The 16,514-nt window shown below is 61.2% G+C and carries 16 protein-coding genes, 1 tRNA gene and 1 pseudogene; 14 read left to right on the top strand and 4 right to left on the bottom strand.

Going from position 1 to position 16,514, the window contains the following annotated elements:
• The first annotated feature begins 13 nt into the window (after positions 1-13).
• The 4 genes from PH562_RS23640 to PH562_RS23625 are packed head-to-tail and all read left to right on the top strand — an operon-like array spanning position 14 to position 4,866.
• Entirely contained in the window at positions 14-874 is an 861-nt protein-coding gene (locus tag PH562_RS23640) for a carbohydrate ABC transporter permease (RefSeq protein ID WP_112338865.1), read from the top strand.
• Positions 871-1,707 (top strand): carbohydrate ABC transporter permease, encoded by an 837-nt coding sequence (locus PH562_RS23635; protein WP_285176095.1) that lies wholly within the window; start codon positions 871-873, stop codon positions 1,705-1,707. The genes PH562_RS23640 and PH562_RS23635 overlap by 4 nt, the downstream gene beginning before the upstream one ends.
• Before the next feature lie 15 nt (positions 1,708-1,722).
• Entirely contained in the window at positions 1,723-2,811 is a 1,089-nt protein-coding gene (locus tag PH562_RS23630; RefSeq protein ID WP_112722951.1) for an ABC transporter ATP-binding protein, read from the top strand.
• Between the two features lie 51 nt (positions 2,812-2,862).
• Positions 2,863-4,866, top strand: coding sequence for an aldo/keto reductase (locus PH562_RS23625; RefSeq protein ID WP_285176093.1), 2,004 nt, complete (start codon positions 2,863-2,865; stop codon positions 4,864-4,866).
• Positions 4,867-5,119: 253 nt separating this feature from the next.
• On the opposite strand, the gene PH562_RS23620 is transcribed toward PH562_RS23625, so the two are convergent.
• Complete coding sequence (locus tag PH562_RS23620) at positions 5,120-5,653, bottom strand: methylated-DNA--[protein]-cysteine S-methyltransferase (protein WP_285176091.1); 534 nt, start codon at positions 5,651-5,653, stop codon at positions 5,120-5,122.
• Between the two features lie 254 nt (positions 5,654-5,907).
• Here PH562_RS23620 and PH562_RS23615 point away from each other — a divergent pair, with 254 nt between their 5' ends.
• The gene (locus PH562_RS23615; protein ID WP_285176090.1) at positions 5,908-6,243 is read left to right on the top strand and encodes a DUF6665 family protein; all 336 of its coding nucleotides are present in this window, start codon (positions 5,908-5,910) and stop codon (positions 6,241-6,243) included.
• Positions 6,244-6,246: 3 nt separating this feature from the next.
• Here PH562_RS23615 and PH562_RS23610 read toward each other — a convergent pair whose 3' ends face one another.
• Positions 6,247-7,449, bottom strand: a complete 1,203-nt coding sequence (locus tag PH562_RS23610; RefSeq protein ID WP_285176087.1) for an ROK family transcriptional regulator — start codon at positions 7,447-7,449, stop codon at positions 6,247-6,249.
• Between the two features lie 227 nt (positions 7,450-7,676).
• On the opposite strand from PH562_RS23610, the gene PH562_RS23605 reads away from it, so the two are divergent.
• The 8 genes from PH562_RS23605 to PH562_RS23570 all read left to right on the top strand — a co-directional run bounded on the left by PH562_RS23605 (position 7,677) and on the right by PH562_RS23570 (position 15,010).
• Entirely contained in the window at positions 7,677-8,915 is a 1,239-nt protein-coding gene (locus tag PH562_RS23605) for an extracellular solute-binding protein (protein ID WP_285176082.1), read from the top strand.
• Positions 8,916-8,988: 73 nt separating this feature from the next.
• A complete protein-coding gene (locus PH562_RS23600) occupies positions 8,989-9,873 on the top strand; it encodes a carbohydrate ABC transporter permease (RefSeq protein ID WP_285176081.1) in 885 nt (294 codons plus the stop codon).
• A complete protein-coding gene (locus PH562_RS23595) occupies positions 9,873-10,718 on the top strand; it encodes a carbohydrate ABC transporter permease (RefSeq protein WP_285176080.1) in 846 nt (281 codons plus the stop codon). Before PH562_RS23600 ends, PH562_RS23595 begins: the two co-directional genes overlap by 1 nt.
• Positions 10,715-11,737, top strand: a complete 1,023-nt coding sequence (locus PH562_RS23590) for an SIS domain-containing protein (protein ID WP_285176079.1) — start codon at positions 10,715-10,717, stop codon at positions 11,735-11,737. Before PH562_RS23595 ends, PH562_RS23590 begins: the two co-directional genes overlap by 4 nt.
• On the top strand, positions 11,738-12,667 hold the full coding sequence (locus PH562_RS23585) for a PfkB family carbohydrate kinase (protein WP_285176078.1): 930 nt from the start codon (positions 11,738-11,740) through the stop codon (positions 12,665-12,667).
• Positions 12,664-13,728 (top strand): ABC transporter ATP-binding protein, encoded by a 1,065-nt coding sequence (locus PH562_RS23580; protein WP_285176077.1) that lies wholly within the window; start codon positions 12,664-12,666, stop codon positions 13,726-13,728. Before PH562_RS23585 ends, PH562_RS23580 begins: the two co-directional genes overlap by 4 nt.
• 158 nt (positions 13,729-13,886) lie before the next feature.
• Positions 13,887-14,021 carry a hypothetical protein gene (locus PH562_RS23575; RefSeq protein ID WP_285176076.1) on the top strand — a complete coding sequence of 45 codons (135 nt, stop codon included), beginning with the start codon at positions 13,887-13,889 and terminating at the stop codon, positions 14,019-14,021.
• A gap of 359 nt (positions 14,022-14,380) precedes the next feature.
• On the top strand, positions 14,381-15,010 hold the full coding sequence (locus PH562_RS23570) for an outer membrane protein (RefSeq protein WP_285176075.1): 630 nt from the start codon (positions 14,381-14,383) through the stop codon (positions 15,008-15,010).
• Positions 15,011-15,558: 548 nt separating this feature from the next.
• Here PH562_RS23570 and PH562_RS23565 read toward each other — a convergent pair.
• Positions 15,559-15,945, bottom strand: a complete 387-nt coding sequence (locus PH562_RS23565) for a hypothetical protein (protein ID WP_285176074.1) — start codon at positions 15,943-15,945, stop codon at positions 15,559-15,561.
• Between the two features lie 123 nt (positions 15,946-16,068).
• Between PH562_RS23565 and PH562_RS23560 the strand changes: the two are divergent.
• Positions 16,069-16,338 (top strand): annotated as a pseudogene (locus PH562_RS23560) (TOBE domain-containing protein); the annotation flags it as partial.
• An 80-nt stretch (positions 16,339-16,418) separates the two neighbouring features.
• Here the strand turns inward: PH562_RS23560 and PH562_RS23555 are convergent.
• Positions 16,419-16,495, bottom strand: a tRNA-Met gene (locus PH562_RS23555).
• Between the last annotated feature and the right edge of the window lie 19 nt (positions 16,496-16,514).

The following is a 16,514-nucleotide window of genomic DNA, read 5'->3' as shown; positions in this document are numbered from 1 at the left end:
GGAGAAGGCTTTCATGCGGTTGCGAAACCGGAGCGCCTATGCGTTCCTTGCACCCTATCTTCTGGTATTCGCCGCTTTCTGGGTCTGGCCGATCATCGATTCGTTCCTGATATCGTTCCAGAATACCCGCGTTAATCCGTGGACCTTCAATCTATCGCTCAATTGGGGGCGGCTATTCGGCGATCCGGCATTCTACAACGCGCTTGAAAATACGTTGATCATCCTGATCGTTCAGGTGCCTGTCATGATCACGCTCGCCACTGTCATGGCGGTGCTGCTGAATTCACCGCTGTTGAAGGCACGTGGCATTTTTCGCTTTGCCTTCTTCGCGCCCGTCGTTGTCGGAGAAGTGGCCTATGCCGCCGTCTTCCGCCTCATGTTCAACGTCGATTTCGGCATCATCAACAAGCTGCTCGGCGGCGTGGGCATCGCGCCGGTGTCGTGGTTCGCCGACTCGCACGCCGCAATGGTGCTTATCGTTATCGCCGTCACCTGGCGCTGGGCGGGTTACAACGCCATCATCATCCTTTCCGGGCTGCAATCGATCCCGGAGGATGTCTATGAGGCCGCAACCCTCGACCGCGTCAGCCGCTTCAAGCAGTTCATCCACATCACCCTGCCGCTCCTGAAGCCGATCATTCTCTTCTGCGTCGTCCTGTCCGTCATCGGCACCATGCAGCTCTTCACCGAACCATATCTGATCACCAATAGAGGAGGCCCCGGCGGCGGGACGGAAACGCTCGGCCTGCTGCTCTATCGCCAGGCCTTCCAGTCGACCAACTTCGGCTATGCCTCCGCGATCGCCTATACGATGGCGGCGCTTGCTGTCGCCATCTCTCTTCTCAATCTCTGGGTGGGGCGCGAACCGAAATGAAATCAAAGTCCAAATCCACTCTGATCCGCTCGATCGCCTTGCACGGCCTGCTGGCGCCGCTCGCCATCATCTGGCTGTTTCCGCTCTGGATGATGTTCGTCTTCTCGACCATGCCCGATTACGGCATTTTCAGCCCCGGCATCATCCTGACACCGTCGACCGGTTTCATGGACAACTTCCGGAACCTGCAGGCCGACACCAACTTCATCGGCGCGATGACGATCTCCATCGTCGTTGCGGTCGTCTACACCTTCCTGTCGGTGCTGCTGACATCAATGGCCGGATGGGCGCTGGCGCGTTACCAGTTCGCCGGCCGTTCGGGCGTCATCGGCATCATCCTCGGCACGATCACGCTCCCCTACTCAGTCGTCATCATTCCGCAATTCATCATGGTGGCGCGCGATTTCGGGCTGGCGAATACATGGGTTGCGCTGATCGTACCGCCGCTCTTCAATTCGCTCGGCGTGCTGTTCATGCGTCAGGCCTTCTCGATGATGCCAGGCGAGCTCTTTGACGCCGCCCGCGTCGAGGGCGTCAAGGAATGGCAGATCTTCCTGCGCATCGCCCTGCCGCTCGCAAGGCCGACGATGGCGGCACTCGCCATCATCCTGTTCCTGGCCTCCTGGAATAACTACCTATGGCCGCTGCTCATCAACTCCCGGCCGGGGATGATGACCGCACCCGTGGCGCTCGGAACGCTGATCGGCCTCACAAGGGTCTCCTGGGGCGGCATCATGGCCGGTGCCGTAATGCTGACGGCGCCGATCCTCATCATCTTCGTTCTCCTGCAACGCCACTTCATCGCCGGCATTGCCGCCGGCGCAATCAAATAATTCCGGGAGATCCGTATGGCTGAACTTTCTCTCACCAATATCGTCAAACGCTACGGTTCGCTGGAAATCATCCACGGCGCCAATCTCGAGGTGAAGGACGGCGAATTCGTCGTCTTCGTCGGGCCGTCCGGATGCGGCAAGTCGACACTGCTGCGTATGATCGCCGGGCTGGAGGATATTTCCGGCGGCGAGCTCAAGATCGGCGGCCGTATCGTCAATGACGTGGAACCGGCCGATCGTGGCATCGCCATGGTCTTCCAGTCCTATGCCCTCTACCCGCACCTGACCGTCGAGCAGAACCTTAATTTCGGGCTGCGCATGAACGGCAATCCGAAGGCCGACACCGATCGTCGCGTCAAGCAGGCCGCCGAGATCCTGCAGATTACGGAGCTGATGCAGCGTCGGCCGAAGCAGCTTTCCGGCGGTCAGCGCCAGCGCGTCGCCATTGGCCGCGCCATCGTGCGCGAACCGCAGATCTTCCTGTTCGACGAGCCGCTCTCCAACCTCGACGCCGAACTGCGCGTGCAGATGCGCGTCGAAATCTCGCGCCTTCACAAGAAGCTCGGCACGACGATGATCTACGTCACCCACGACCAGACGGAAGCCATGACGCTCGCCGACAAGATCGTCGTGCTGCGCGGCGGCAATATCGAGCAGGTAGGCGCGCCGCTTGACCTTTATGACGACCCGGCCAACCAGTTCGTCGCAGGCTTCGTCGGCTCGCCGAAAATGAACTTCCTGCAGGCTGAGGTGGCTGACAATCAGCAGGGCCGCATCGCCGTCGTGCTCAAGGGCCAGCGCAACATCCGCCTGACGTTGCCCGTTTCCTCGGCAAAGGTGGAAGTCGGCCAGCCGGTGACGCTCGGCGTCCGTCCGGAACATTTCCTCGAAGCGGGGCGCGGCGACGTCGACATGACCGTCGATGTCGATGTCGCTGAGCATCTCGGCAATACCAGCTACATCTACGCCAATATCGAAGGCGGCGAGCAGATCGTCATCGAGCGCGAGGAGTCCCGCAACACGGGCAACCGCGACAAGCTCACCGTGGCGCTTTCGGCCGCCAAGACATTCCTGTTCGACAGCGCTGGCAACCGATTGCGGTAAGCGCTGCCTATTCTCCCAAGACAGCATGCAGATTTAGGAAAGGATCGTTCCATGACCACTGAGACACCAATCCGCTGGGGCATCATCGGCCCCGGCAGGATCGCACAGACTTTTGCCGATGGTATTGCCCATTCCCGCAGCGGCAAGCTGGTGGCCATCGCCAGCCGCAACCCGGACAAGCCGGGTCTCGGCGACGGTTTCCCGGGCGCGCGCATCGTCAATGGCTATGAAGCCCTGCTCGCCGACAAGGAGATCGACGCCGTCTACATCGCCACGCCGCACACCGGCCATGCCGAATGGGCGATCAAGGCGATCCGCGCCGGCAAGCATGTGCTCGTCGAAAAGCCGATCGCGCTTTCGGCCTTCGATGCGGAGGCCATCTATTACCAGGCCAAAAAGGCCGGTGTCTTCGCCGGCGAAGCCTTCATGTATCGCGTCCATCCGCAGACGGCGAAGCTGATCGAGCTCGTCAAGAGCGGCGTGGTCGGCGAGCTGCGCATCATCCGCACCTCCTTCGGTTTCAATATGGGCAAGGTCAATCCGGAACACCGGCTGTTTGCCAATGAGACGGCCGGCGGCGGCATTCTCGATGTCGGCGGCTATCCTGTGTCGATGGCCCGCCTGATCGCCGGCGCGGTCGACGGCAAGCCGTTCCTCGATCCGGAAAAGGTCTCCGGCGTCGGCCATCTCGGCCAAACCGGCGTTGACGAATGGGCTTCCGCCGTCCTGAAGTTCCCCAATAGCATCATCGCCGAAGTGTCCTGCTCGATCATGGCGAACCAGGACAACACGCTGCGCATCATCGGCTCCGAAGGCCGTATCGAAGTCAAGGACTTCTGGTTCGCCTCAGGCCACAAGGGCGGCATCGGCAAGATCGACGTCATCAAGGGTGGCGAGACAGAGACGATCGAGGTCAAGGAAGATCGCTGGCTCTATTCTTTCGAGGTCGATGCGGCCGGCGATGCCATCCGCGCCGGAAACAAGGAATTCGCATATCCCGGCATCAGCTGGGTCGATTCGATCGGAAACCTCAAGGTGCTCGACCAATGGCGCACGTCGATCGGCCTGGAATATAGCGTCGAGAAGGCAGCAAAACGGACGCAGAACATCGCCGGCGCGACCGTCACCAAGGGCAACAGCATTCCGAAGCGCAGCATTCCGGGTATCTCAAAGCCGGCATCGATCGTCACGCTCGGCTTCGAATTCTTCCCGAATTTCGCAGCCGCATCGCTGACGCTCGACGCCTTCTATGAAGCTGGCGGCAATGCCTTCGACACGGCCTATGTCTATGGTGGCGGCAAGACGGAGAGCATCTTCGGCGATTGGCACACCAGCCGTAACGTGCCACGCGAGGAGATCGTGCTGATCGGCAAGGGTGCGCATTCGCCGCTCTGCTATCCGGACGTGATCGCCAAGCAGCTCGACCAATCCCTCAATCGCCTGAAGACCGATTATGTCGATATCTACTTCATGCACCGCGACAATACCGAGGTTCCGGTCGGCGAGTTCGTCGATGCCATGGATGCCGAGGTGAAGGCCGGCCGCATCCGCGGCATCTTCGGCGGCTCGAACTGGACGCGCGCCCGTTTCGACGAGGCGATCGCCTATGCTCAGAAGAACGGCAAGACGGCGCCGGCTGCCCTTTCCAACAACTTCTCGCTGGCGGAAATGCTCGACCCGATCTGGGCCGGATGCGTTGCCGCCTCCGACGATGAGTGGAAAGCCTGGCTCAACGCCAAGCAGATCCCGAACTTCGCCTGGTCGAGCCAGGGCCGCGGGTTCTTTACCGACCGCGCCGGCCGCGACAAGCGAGACGATGAGGAACTGGTTCGCGTCTGGTATTCCGACCGCAATTTCGGCCGCCGCGACCGGGCGATCGAACTGGCGCAGAAGCTCGGCCGCAGCCCGATCCATATCGCGCTTGCCTATGTCGTCGCGCAGCCCTTCCCTGTGATACCGCTGATCGGACCGCGCACGATCGCCGAGCTGGAAGACAGCCTTTCGGCGCTCGACATCAAGCTGACGCCGGAACAGGTGAAGTGGCTCGAAGGCTGAGATAAGACAGTCGGCCGGCGGGGCTCGAGAAATGAAAGCAGCCCATCCGGGAAACCGGATGGGCTGCTTTCACATGGGAAGAGATCGCTGTTACCCCTCTCCCCTCGGGGGAGAAGGTGCCGGCAGGCGGATGAGGGGGATTCGCCAAGAGCATGAAAACCAATTAAATCAGCGCAGTTAACCCCCTCATCCGACCCTTCGGGCCACCTTCTCCCCAAGGGGAGAAGGAGTTTACAGTGCCAAGCATGAGAGATCACGCGGCGAAATCGAATGTCTTGGCATCAACCCCTTCGAGGCGCAGCAGATAGGCCTTGCGCTCGAGACCGCCGGCAAATCCCCGGAGATCGCCAGCCGATCCCACAACACGGTGGCAGGGCGCGATGATCGAGATCGGGTTGCGGCCATTGGCGGCGCCCACAGCGCGGATCGCCTTCGCCGAGCCGATCTCCGTTGCGATCTGGCGGTAGCTACGCGTCTCGCCGAAGGGGATGGCGAGCAGGGCCTGCCAGACCTTCTGCTGGAACTCCGTTCCGGCGAAATCGAGCGGCAGATCGAAAGCCTGTCGTTCGCCGGCGAAGTATTCGCGGAGTTGCCGCTCTGTCTCCAGCAGCACGGGATGGCTGTCGTCTTCCGCCACAATCAGCAAGGGCACGCGGCCGGGCCGGTCGTTATCCCAGAGGATCGCAGCAAGGCCATCATCGCTGCCGACGAGCTTCAAGGTGCCAACGGGCGAATTCACAATCCGATAGACATACTGCTTTTCCGCATTTTTCGGAGTTTTGGTCATGCCGATATCCTTTCTTTGAATTGCGCTCGTGGCATCGGGCGAGATTGCCTCTGATGGAGCGCTGATGTCCGTATTGGACCTCAAATGAGCGTTCGCAACCACCCGAAAACGGACGGCGGGCAAGAAAATCCCGGCATTTCCTGATTCATTTGCTCAGCCGCAAGATAACGCAGCCTCCATGTGCGCGCTTGGGGAATGGGCTGGAATTGTGTAGAATCGCGGAAAGCCAGATCGTCAAGCATGCGGAGCCCGATATGACAGTTCGCCCGCCAAGCAACTTCAATTCATCGCAAACCAAAGAAACCGGGCTCGGCATTCTCGAATATGAGATGATGTCGGAACGCGCCAGCACGCTCGGCCATCATGGCATGAAGGTGGAAGCGGCGCTTGCCGCCTTGCAGGAGGGCGAAGCCAAGGGCAAGGAGGGCGTCGAGCACGAGCGGCTGGTGGATACCGCGGCGCAAGCCGTCTGGGCCATGTTCATTCATCGCGAGATCTGCGGCCTGCGCAACGGCCGCGATGTTATCCAGCGCTATGGCATTCCGAACAAGGTGCTCGCGCGGCTCGGCGCCAGCCCGAGACATCCCTGAATATTAGGATTTCAAGATCGCCTGGAAACGCGGATCGAAGGCATGGCCGATCGGCTCAGCCGCCGCGCCGCGCGCCACCGCCCAGGGATCGGTCATGCCGAGCTGCAGACGCGGCAACAATCGACTCGGGCGATCGGCATTGGAGGGCAGGAGCGGCTGCATGGCGGCGATCAGCCGTGTTGCCAACGCGACGGGGGCACCGCCGCACAGAATCACCGTTTGCGGATCGAAGACGGTTTCGATGAGCTGGACACTCCAGCGCAGATCGATCGCCGCCCTTTCGATCCATGTGAGAATATCCGGATCGTCGGCGGCAGCTCGATCATTGATCAGCGAGTAAATATCAGGCGCCATCGGATCGACGCCGAGGTGATCGTAGAGCGAAGCCAGCGACGCGCGATGCTCCAGCTGGGTCTGTTTTCCGCCTGATGTCAGCAACGCCATGCCGATTTCGCCGGCATTGCCATGGGCACCACTATAGAGCTCGCCGCCGAGGATCAGCCCGGCACCGATGCCATAGCCGACATAAAGGCAGACGGCATGGTCGAGGCCATGGGCCGCGCCAACCATACGCTCGGCGGTCGCGCAGGCGGCGGCGTCGTTCTGAAGGGTCACATTGAGACCGGTTCCGGCCGACAGTGTTTCGAGCAAGGGAAAGCGTTGCCAGGCACCCATCATCCAGGGATTGTCGGCATCGTCCTGCTCGATGCCGAAGGGACCAGGCATCGCCGCACCGAGGCCGACCAGGCGCTTCTCCGCCTGCGCCACGCGCTGTTTCAGTTCGCTGCGCACATTCTCTATCAGCTGTAGGACGACGGGTGTGCCCGTCGCGGGTCCGCCGGCCGGCAGGTTCGCTTCCTTGCGGATCAGCACATTGCCGACAAGATCGACGGCGATGGCGCGGGTGATGTGCCGGTCGATTTGCAGGCCGATGGCGAAAGCGCCTTCCGGCACGAGGCCATAGGGCGTCGAAGGCTGGCCGCGACCGCGGCGCACCGTTTCTCTTGATGTGACGAGCCCGTCATTTTCCAGCTCCTCCATGATGTTGGAGACCGTCTGTTTCGTCAGGCGGGTGGCGCGCGCAAGATCGGCGCGGGAGAGCGCTCCGTTCAGCCTGAGGGCATCGATGATCACCCGCCGGTTATGGGCGCTGGTGCCTTCGTGGTTCGTTCCGCTCGTAGCCCTGATCGGGCGAATATCGTTCATCTGTTTTTGCCTCTTGACAGCAATAGAATATTGAAGAACAAATTAGTCAAGACAATTGACTTAAAAGAAACCACAGAGTTTCGCGGGAACATTGGAAGCCGTAAGGCTCCGAAGACGCGCCGTTCCACATTCGGCGACCAGCCCGGCCAATTGCCTGCTCGACGACCATGGCGACGCTCGGCCGCCATCGGAAAAATCGCGTAAGTGTCAAAAAACTGGAGGTTGGAATGTTGAAATCATTGAACAAGACATTGCTCGGCGCAGCGTTGATCGGCGTATCCTTCGCCTCGCACGCCTTTGCCGAAACCACGATCAATGCCCTCTTCATGGCGCAGGCTGCCTATAGCGAAGCCGATGTACGCGCCATGACGGATGCCTTTTCCAAGGCCAATCCCGATATCAAGGTCAATCTTGAATTCGTCCCTTATGAAGGCCTGCACGATAAGACCGTGCTCGCTCAAGGCTCCGGCGGCGGCTATGACGTCGTGCTCTTCGACGTGATCTGGCCGGCCGAATACGCGACCAACAAGGTTCTGGTCGACGTCTCCTCGCGCATCTCCGATGACACGAAGAAGAACGTGCTGCCGGGCGCCTGGACGACGGTTCAGTATGACAGCAAGTATTACGGCATGCCGTGGATCCTCGATACCAAATACCTGTTCTATAACAAGGAAATCCTGGAAAAGGCCGGCATCAAGACGCCGCCGAAGACCTGGGACGAGCTGAACGAGCAGGCGAAGGCCATCAAGGACAAGGGCCTTCTCGCCACCCCGATCGCCTGGAGCTGGTCGCAGGCCGAAGCCGCGATCTGCGACTACGCCACGCTGGTCAGCGCCTACAAAGGCGACTTCATCAAGGACGGCAAGCCGGACTTCCAGACCGGCGGCGGTCTCGATGCCCTGAAATACATGGTCACCAGCTACAAGTCCGGCCTCACCAACCCGAACTCCAAGGAATTCCTCGAAGAGGATGTCCGCAAGGTCTTCGAAAACGGCGATGCCGCCTTCGCGCTGAACTGGACCTACATGTACAACATGGCGAACGACCCGAAGGACAGCAAGGTCGCGGGCAAAGTTGGCGTCGTGCCGGCACCGGGCGTTGCCGGCAAGAGCGAGGCGTCTGCCGTCAACGGCTCGATGGGCCTCGGCATCACCTCGGCCAGCAAACATCCGGACGAAGCCTGGAAATATATCACCTTCATGACCTCGCAGGCGACGCAGAACCAGTATGCCAAGCTCAGCCTGCCGATCTGGGCATCGTCCTATAGCGATCCGGTCGTGACCAAGGGCCAGGAAGAACTGATCGCGGCCGCAAAGATTGGCCTCGCAGCCATGTATCCGCGTCCGACGACACCGAAATATCAGGAACTGTCGACCGCACTGCAGCAGGCGATCCAGGAATCGCTGCTCGGCCAGTCTTCTCCGGAAGATGCGCTGAAGTCTGCTGCCGACAATAGCGGGCTCTGATAATCTCATCGGGCGGCGCGAATCGCCGCCCGCCTCTTACCTCCTCCATGAAGAATGAAAGAAGGGGCCTGCCATGTCCGGCACCTCTATGACAACTCGCGCCTGGCTTTTGATGCTGCCGCTGCTTGTGGTGATGATCGCCGTCATCGGCTGGCCTCTCGTCGACACGGTCGGCCTTTCTTTCACCGATGCGAAGCTTGTGGGAACCGGCGGTAATTTCGTCGGTATCGACAACTACGCGAAGATGCTGGCGAACTCCAATTTCCAGCGCACCCTGATCACCACTGCCTGGTTCGCAATCGTCTCCGTTGCCGCCGAAATGGTGCTCGGCGTGTTGGCCGCCCTGCTGCTGAACCAGGACTTCAAAGGTCGTGGCGTGCTGCGCGCGCTGATGATCCTGCCCTGGGCGCTGCCGACCGTCGTCAACGCAACGCTCTGGCGGCTGATCTACAATCCCGAATATGGCGCGCTGAATGCCGCCCTCACCCAGCTCGGTCTCATCGACGCCTACCGCTCCTGGCTTGGCGAGCCGGGTACGGCGCTGACGGCACTCATCGTCGCCGACTGCTGGAAGAATTTCCCGCTGGTGGCGCTGATTGCGCTCGCCGCGCTGCAAGCCGTGCCGCGCGATATCACCGCCGCCTCGCTGGTTGACGGCGCCGGCCCCTTCAAGCGCTTCCGCTTCGTGATCCTTCCATATCTTGTCGGGCCATTGATGGTCGCGCTGGTGCTGCGCACCATCGAGGCTTTCAAAGTGTTCGACATCATCTGGGTGATGACCCGCGGCGGCCCGGCAAACAGCACGCGCACGCTCTCCATCCTCGTCTACCAGGAAGCCTTTTCCTTCCAGCGGGCGGGATCGGGCGCATCGCTTGCCCTCATCGTCACGCTGCTGGTCACGGTGCTTGCCGCCGCCTATGCCGCCCTTGTCCGTAAAACCGCGGGGAGTGCTGCCTGATGGAACGCAAGAGCCCGCTCTTCACCTGCTTCATCTATGTCTGCGCCATCCTGCTCGCCATCGTCATCCTGGCGCCGATCGCCTGGCTCTTCATCATGAGCATTTCGCCGGCTGCGGATCTCGCCGCCAAGCCGTTGCGCTGGTGGCCGCAGACGGCGGATTTCTCGCGCTACAAGCTGCTGCTGTCGACGCTGGAAAACAGCGAGGGTGCCGCCTTCACCTCGTCGCTGCGCAACAGCATCGAAGTCGCAGGCATGGCGACCATCGCGGCAATCGCGCTCGCTATCCCTGCCGGCTGGGCCGTGTCGCGCACGCCGTCCGTCGGGTGGTCGCTCTCGATGGTCATCGCCACCTATATGCTGCCGCCAGTCGCTCTTGCCGTGCCGCTCTATATGGGTCTTGCCTATCTCGGCATGTTGAACAACGTCTTCGGCCTGGCGCTCGTCTATCTGACAATCCTGGCACCATTCACGACCTGGCTGATGAAATCCGGCTTCGATTCCATTCCGAAGGAGATCGAGGCCGCCGCGATGATCGACGGCGCCGGGCTGTTCCAGACCTTGAAGATCATCACGCTGCCGCTGGCCATGCCTGTCATGGCGACCTCGGCGCTCTTTGCCTTCCTGCTTGCCTGGGATGAATTCTTCTATGCGCTGCTCTTTACCTCGGACCAGCGCGCAAAAACCCTCACCGTCGCCATAGCGGATCTCGCCGGCGGCCGTGTCTCGGATTACGGACTGATCGCGACTGCCGGTGTGCTGGCCGCCCTGCCCCCGGTGCTGATCGGCCTTGTCATGCAACGTGCCCTGATCTCTGGGCTGACCAATGGCGGCGTCAAGGGATGACCATGACCCAAGAGAAAACACGCCCCGACGGCCTTGCCGCCATCGACCGCGAAATGGCCCGCCAGCATGCCGATGCGCTTGCCTCCTTCGAGGCCGCTGCCGATATGGCCGCCAAGGCCGCAGCCTCGCTGAAGCGCACCGGTAAGCTCTTGCTGCTTGGCATGGGCGGCTCGCATGCCGTCAACCGCGCCGTCGAGCCGCTCTATCGTGCAGCGGGCATCGATGCGATAGCACTGCCGCTCTCCGAACAGCTCGGCCAGCCGCTGTCGCTGGAGGGCCGCACCGTCTTCATGACCTCGCAATCCGGCGAGAGCGCCGAGGTGGTGCGCTGGTTCAAGGAAACTGGCGGCACCGCCGATACCTTCGGCCTGACGCTGGAAGGCGGCTCCTTCCTCGCCAGAACCGTGCCTTCGCTCGTCGGCGCCGGCGGCACCGAGCTTGCCTTTGCGGCAACCCGCAGCCTTACCGTCAGCTTCGCGCTGCATCTGGCGATTTTCGCCGCCCTCGGGCAAAATCCTGGACCGGCGCTCGCCGTTCTTCGCGCGCCCGAAGCGTTCGATATCAAGCCGGCACTTACGGCCCTCGCCGATGTCGCGACGGTCGTCACCTCCGGTCGGCGTCTTCAAGGCGTTGCCGAGGCACTGGCGCTCGGTCTCACCGAACTTTCCCGTCGTCCCTGCTTCTCGCTTGAAGGCGGCCAGCTGCGCCATGGTCCGATGGAAATGCTTGGTCCCTCGATCGGCGTCGTGTTGTTCCGTGGCAATGATGCGACGGCCGGCCTCGTGACGGCCATGGCCGTTTCCGCGCTCGAAACCGGCGCGCCGGTTATCGTCTTCGATGGTTCCGAAGAAGAGCCGGTGCCCGGCTGCGTCACCCTGCGCTTCAAGCCGGAAACCGGCCTTGCCGCCATCTTCCAGATGCTGCCCGTCGCGCAATCGCTGATGATCGCCTTTGCCGACGAGCGGGTGGAGAATGCCGGCACGCCGGTGCGCTCGACCAAGATTACCCGGAGCGAATGAATGAAGCCGCTTGCAGTCATCGGCAACGTCAATATCGACCTGATCCTCGGGCCGGCGACACCATGGCCGAAAGCCGGCACCGAGATCATCGTCGATCACGACGAGCTGCGCGTCGGCGGCCAGGCGGGCAACAGCGCGCTTGCCTGGGAAGGTCTTGGTATCGCTTATGAAATTGCGGCCAATGTCGGCAGCGACCAGTTCGGACGCTGGCTCAGCGAAGCCTTCGGCGCGCGCAGCAGCAAGTGGCCGGTGCGGCCGGAAGGGACGACGCTCTCGGTCGGCATCACCCATCCCGACGGCGAACGCACATTCTTCACGACGCGCGGCCACCTGCCGCGCTTCAATCTCGCTGACGTGCATGCGGTGCTCGATGGTAACAGGCTCAGCGACGGCTATGTGCTGTTGTGCGGGGCCTTTCTTACCGAGGACCTCACCCGGGATTACGACGTCCTGTTCGACTGGGCCGACAAGCATGGAATCACCGTCGCCCTCGATACCGGTTGGCCGCTCGACGGCTGGACCAAGGAGAATTGCGATGCCACGCGACAGTGGCTTTCCCGCTGCGGCGTGGCGCTCATGAATGAGGTCGAAACGACGACCTTAGCCGGCATGGACGATCCCGCTGAAGCCGCCCGCGCACTCCATGCATTGATGCCAGAAGGCGCCATCTTCGTCGTCAAGCGCGGTCCGGATGGTGCGATCGCCATTGATGCCGACGGCAAGCTCGTTTCGGCTACAGCGCCAAAAGTTACGGTGGTCGATACGATCGGCGCCGGCGATGTCTTCAATGCCGGCTTCCTGGCCGCCCTTGTCCGCGGCGAGCCGACTGCAGCCTGCCTTTCGGCCGGGACCGCGGTCGCGTCCCGCGCCATTTCCACTCTGCCGCGCAGCTATGGCCCGGTCAACGCATCCGAGGAGGCCGTTCAATGAGCGCGCTCGAAATCCAGAACATCCGCAAGAGCTACGGCGACGTGGAGACGCTGAAAGGCATCGATATTTCGCTTGAAAGCGGCGAATTCCTGGTGCTGCTCGGCTCGTCCGGCTGCGGCAAGTCCACGCTTCTGAACATCATCGCCGGGCTTGCCGAGGCAACCAGCGGCGATATCCGCATCGGCGATCGCTCCGTGCTCGGCGTGCATCCGAAGAATCGCGACATCGCCATGGTGTTCCAGTCCTATGCGCTCTATCCGAACCTCTCGGTCCACCGCAACATCGGCTTCGGCTTGGAGATGCGCAAGGTGCCTGCCGCCGAGCGCGACAAGGCGGTGCGAGAAGCGGCGAAGCTTTTGCAGATCGAAGCACTGCTGGAGCGCAAGCCGAGTCAGCTTTCCGGCGGCCAGCGTCAGCGGGTAGCGATCGGCCGTGCCCTGGTACGCAAGCCGGAAGTCTTCCTCTTCGACGAGCCGCTCTCCAACCTTGATGCCAAATTGCGCATGGAGATGCGCACCGAGCTGAAGCGCCTGCACCAGATGCTGAAGACCACGGTCGTCTATGTGACGCACGATCAGATCGAGGCGATGACGCTCGCGACCCGGATCGCCGTGATGCGCGACGGCCGGATCGAACAGCTCGGCACGCCGGACGAGATCTACAATCATCCGGCAACACTCTATGTCGCGACCTTCGTCGGTGCGCCGCCGATGAACCTTTTGAACGCGACTGCCGATCAGGGTTCGCTGCGCATCGACGGAACCTCGATCATTCTGCCGATGCCGTCGACGAAAACCGAGATTAACCAAGGCCAGGAGATGGTCATCGGCATCCGGCCGGAAACTCTGCATCTCGATGAGGGCGGCAAGCTCGAAGCCATCTGCGAAGTGGCGGAACTGACCGGCCCCGAGTTGATCGTGACCGCAAAGGCAGGTTCGCAGCGGCTGATGGCCTGCTTGCCGCCGCGCACCGCGATTGCCGAAGGGCAGAGCCTCAAGCTCGGCTTCGACGCCAGCGCGCTGCATCTCTTCGATCGTGCCACCGGTCAGCGCTGCGAATAGGCCTTTCAACCCAGACATATGATCACCTTGATCCTCGATGGGCCGGCGACCATCGCCACCGAAGCGAAGGCGTCGGAAATTGCACGTCTTTCGAAGCTGTCTTCGGCCGCCGTCCATTCCCTATTCGGTCGTGTTTGCTGTTTCTGTCACTGGAATACATGCCGACGGATGCCGCGATCAGCCTGACCTCGTTCCGCACCACCAGTATCCTCCTGGTCTTCCTGCTGTCGCCGGCGGCCGTCATCGCCGCGGCCTGGCTGGAATGCATCCAGAATGATCGTCGAAATCAGTAGGCGAAGGATTGAGGATGCCGCAGAGTTCGGTTGCGCAGGATTGATGCGATGATGTCGATCGGCGTGCCTTCGACAATACCATTGCGATCGACGGCCAAGCCTGCTAATGCTCTTTCTTAAAATATAGTTAAATAAATCCATTCGATTATCTAAAATTACTTGATAATTTTTTGATATTTCAAAACCCTGCAATGTACCCGCAATTCTCACCGGCAAAATGACCTCCATCTCCTGAAGACAACCCGCTCCACAAGACGGTAGGTCCCGGAGAGCAGCAGGAACCGATGTCCGGTTCTCCAACGCAACAGAGACCTTGCGAGCGCCGAGGGATGGCGCATGGGTTTCGTATGGAGTTAGCAATGTCACTCAGCGCAAAATCGATTCTGCTCGCGGCTCTGGCCATGGCGGCCGCGACCAATGCCTCAGCCGCCGATCTCACCACCTACCAGGCCCCGGATTCCGCGCATGACAGCCCGCCGGCCTTCCACTGGAGCGGCGCCTATTTCGGCGCCCATGGCGGTATCGCCTCATCGAAGTTCAACCCTTTCGCCAGCGGCAAGGGCCTGACCGGAGGCGTGCAAGCCGGCTACAATTTCCAGGCGGGTCCAGGCATCGTCGGCGCCGAACTGGAAGGCTCCTATCTCGGAAACAACGAGCTGCGCGTACCGAACGGCAGGGTGGAAGAACGCTTCCGCGGCGCCGCCAAGGCCAAGGCCGGCCTGACCTTCGACCGTACGCTCGTCTATGGCACGGCCGGTCTGACGATGACGAAGTTCGAAGGCGGCAAGGGCGTTTCCACCTCCGGCGGCTGGAAACAGGGCTACCTTGTCGGCGGTGGCGTCGAACAGGGCTTCGGCGGCGGCCTGTCGGCCAAGATCGAATACAACTACGTCATGACCAACGACGTCTCCACGACGACATCGAGCGGCAAGTCGAAGACCGATCTGCGCGATCACGTCATCAAGGCCGGCCTGAATTATCGCTTCTGATCGCCGATTTGCAGAGGTCGGCACGCCTTTTCAAGCCAGGCGTGCCCGACGGAGAGCGGCGGAGGATGGCTTTGAAACCCCGCTTCCATCCTCTCGCCGCTCTCGCTCATGAAATGAAAGCATAATTTTGGGTGCTGTGATGAGCGTGTTTCGAAGATAACGGTCGCCCTCGTGCTGGCGGCACTGGGAATTGCAGGCGTGGTGATATGGCACCGGCCCGCAATGATCCGCTGAATGTCGACCAGATGGCAAAGCATCAAGATGAAGACAGTCGAAGTCGCTCCCAAGTAACGCGGGTGCATCGCGGACCTACCGGCGGGAAATCCGCATCAACGGTTTTATTCAGCCAGCTCGTCGACGCTCAGCATAGGACCGTCGAAGACCGCTGCCTCCAAGTTTGGGTTGCGAGGGCTGTCGACAACTGAGATGAGACCGGCGCGCCGTGATCCAATTTTCTATGCATTCAAATGGGATGTCATGGGACGATAGGCCCGCAAAAGCGGCCATAGTCGCGAAACTGCGCTCCACATCCTCCGTCGCCGAAGAGATCATTCGCATTCAAGCGAAGGCTGACGGAAGCTCGTCACATACCGATCGGAACCGGCGCCGCGAGTGTAGAAGGTGTAGAAGCATTCCGTATGCTCGACGTAGCCAGGCGTTTCGATGACGTCATAACGCTTGCCGCGACGCGTATCCCGGATTTCGCCGCTGGATTGGCCTGGCACCACCTGCGTCTTCTGCTTGCGCCATTGATAGGCGCGTGCGCCCGGGCCTAGATCATAGACATTATCCGGCGGACCATAGTCCAGCATCACGCTGCCGATCGGCGCCCCGATATAGCTCTTCATGATCTGCGAGGCGCAGGCCGACAGGATCAGCAGGCCTGTAAGCGCGGCAATTCCGCCAGGGAGGCGCTTCGTGCGAGTGATAGCCATCAGAACGTCCTTTGCAACTGAAGGGAGATTGCAGGCAGAGGTACGTCTCACGGATTACGGCAGCATTGCGCTTTCCGGCATTCGCAATTTTGTCGGTCTGGGTCTTTAGGCGGCGGGCGCATTACGGTATCGCAGGAAGATTTCGGACCGCTTGCGGACAATTTTGTTCTTGGCTGCCGTGCGGATGGTCTTTCGGTTCGGGGGGAAGGTGATGGGTTGCCGGCGGTTCTGGGAACCCGTACCTATCTGGGCCGTGCGTATCAGTATCAATGCGAGACGGCGGCCGGCGCTATTGTCGCCAATGGCGCCTTGTCGGAGCCGATGGCTGGCGGAAGCAGCGCGGTGCTGGTGCCGGTGCCGGAGCAATGCTGTATTCTGAAGCCTGAAGGGTGAGAGGCAGGACGACCGAGAGCTACGGATGGCGATTGGCGCTTATGCTTGGTTTCAGCGATAATTGATTTCAGGGGAAGGATTGGTTGCGGGGGCAGGATTTGAACCTGCGGCCTTCAGGTTATGAGCCTGACGAGCTACCGGGCTGCTCCACCCCGCGTCACCAGCGTAAACCGCGA

The sequence above is a fragment of the Rhizobium centroccidentale genome, assembly GCF_030182565.1.
Taxonomy (GTDB): domain Bacteria; phylum Pseudomonadota; class Alphaproteobacteria; order Rhizobiales; family Rhizobiaceae; genus Rhizobium.
Note: the sequence above shows the minus strand (reverse complement) of the source record. Positions and strands in the feature narration are given on the sequence as shown.

What these genes read in the sequence shown, in the direction of transcription:
- PH562_RS23570 (WP_285176075.1), top strand. Translation starts at nt 14,381, where the DNA reads ATGTCACTCAGCGCAAAATCGATTCTGCTCGCGGCTCTGGCCATGGCG.
- PH562_RS23580 (WP_285176077.1), top strand. Translation starts at nt 12,664, where the DNA reads ATGAGCGCGCTCGAAATCCAGAACATCCGCAAGAGCTACGGCGACGTG.
- PH562_RS23625 (WP_285176093.1), top strand. Translation starts at nt 2,863, where the DNA reads ATGACCACTGAGACACCAATCCGCTGGGGCATCATCGGCCCCGGCAGG.
- PH562_RS23620 (WP_285176091.1), bottom strand. Translation starts at nt 5,653, where the DNA reads ATGACCAAAACTCCGAAAAATGCGGAAAAGCAGTATGTCTATCGGATT.
- PH562_RS23600 (WP_285176081.1), top strand. Translation starts at nt 8,989, where the DNA reads ATGTCCGGCACCTCTATGACAACTCGCGCCTGGCTTTTGATGCTGCCG.
- PH562_RS23605 (WP_285176082.1), top strand. Translation starts at nt 7,677, where the DNA reads ATGTTGAAATCATTGAACAAGACATTGCTCGGCGCAGCGTTGATCGGC.
- PH562_RS23635 (WP_285176095.1), top strand. Translation starts at nt 871, where the DNA reads ATGAAATCAAAGTCCAAATCCACTCTGATCCGCTCGATCGCCTTGCAC.
- PH562_RS23640 (WP_112338865.1), top strand. Translation starts at nt 14, where the DNA reads ATGCGGTTGCGAAACCGGAGCGCCTATGCGTTCCTTGCACCCTATCTT.
- PH562_RS23565 (WP_285176074.1), bottom strand. Translation starts at nt 15,945, where the DNA reads ATGGCTATCACTCGCACGAAGCGCCTCCCTGGCGGAATTGCCGCGCTT.
- PH562_RS23590 (WP_285176079.1), top strand. Translation starts at nt 10,715, where the DNA reads ATGACCATGACCCAAGAGAAAACACGCCCCGACGGCCTTGCCGCCATC.
- PH562_RS23610 (WP_285176087.1), bottom strand. Translation starts at nt 7,449, where the DNA reads ATGAACGATATTCGCCCGATCAGGGCTACGAGCGGAACGAACCACGAA.
- PH562_RS23595 (WP_285176080.1), top strand. Translation starts at nt 9,873, where the DNA reads ATGGAACGCAAGAGCCCGCTCTTCACCTGCTTCATCTATGTCTGCGCC.
- PH562_RS23575 (WP_285176076.1), top strand. Translation starts at nt 13,887, where the DNA reads ATGCCGACGGATGCCGCGATCAGCCTGACCTCGTTCCGCACCACCAGT.
- PH562_RS23630 (WP_112722951.1), top strand. Translation starts at nt 1,723, where the DNA reads ATGGCTGAACTTTCTCTCACCAATATCGTCAAACGCTACGGTTCGCTG.
- PH562_RS23585 (WP_285176078.1), top strand. Translation starts at nt 11,738, where the DNA reads ATGAAGCCGCTTGCAGTCATCGGCAACGTCAATATCGACCTGATCCTC.
- PH562_RS23615 (WP_285176090.1), top strand. Translation starts at nt 5,908, where the DNA reads ATGACAGTTCGCCCGCCAAGCAACTTCAATTCATCGCAAACCAAAGAA.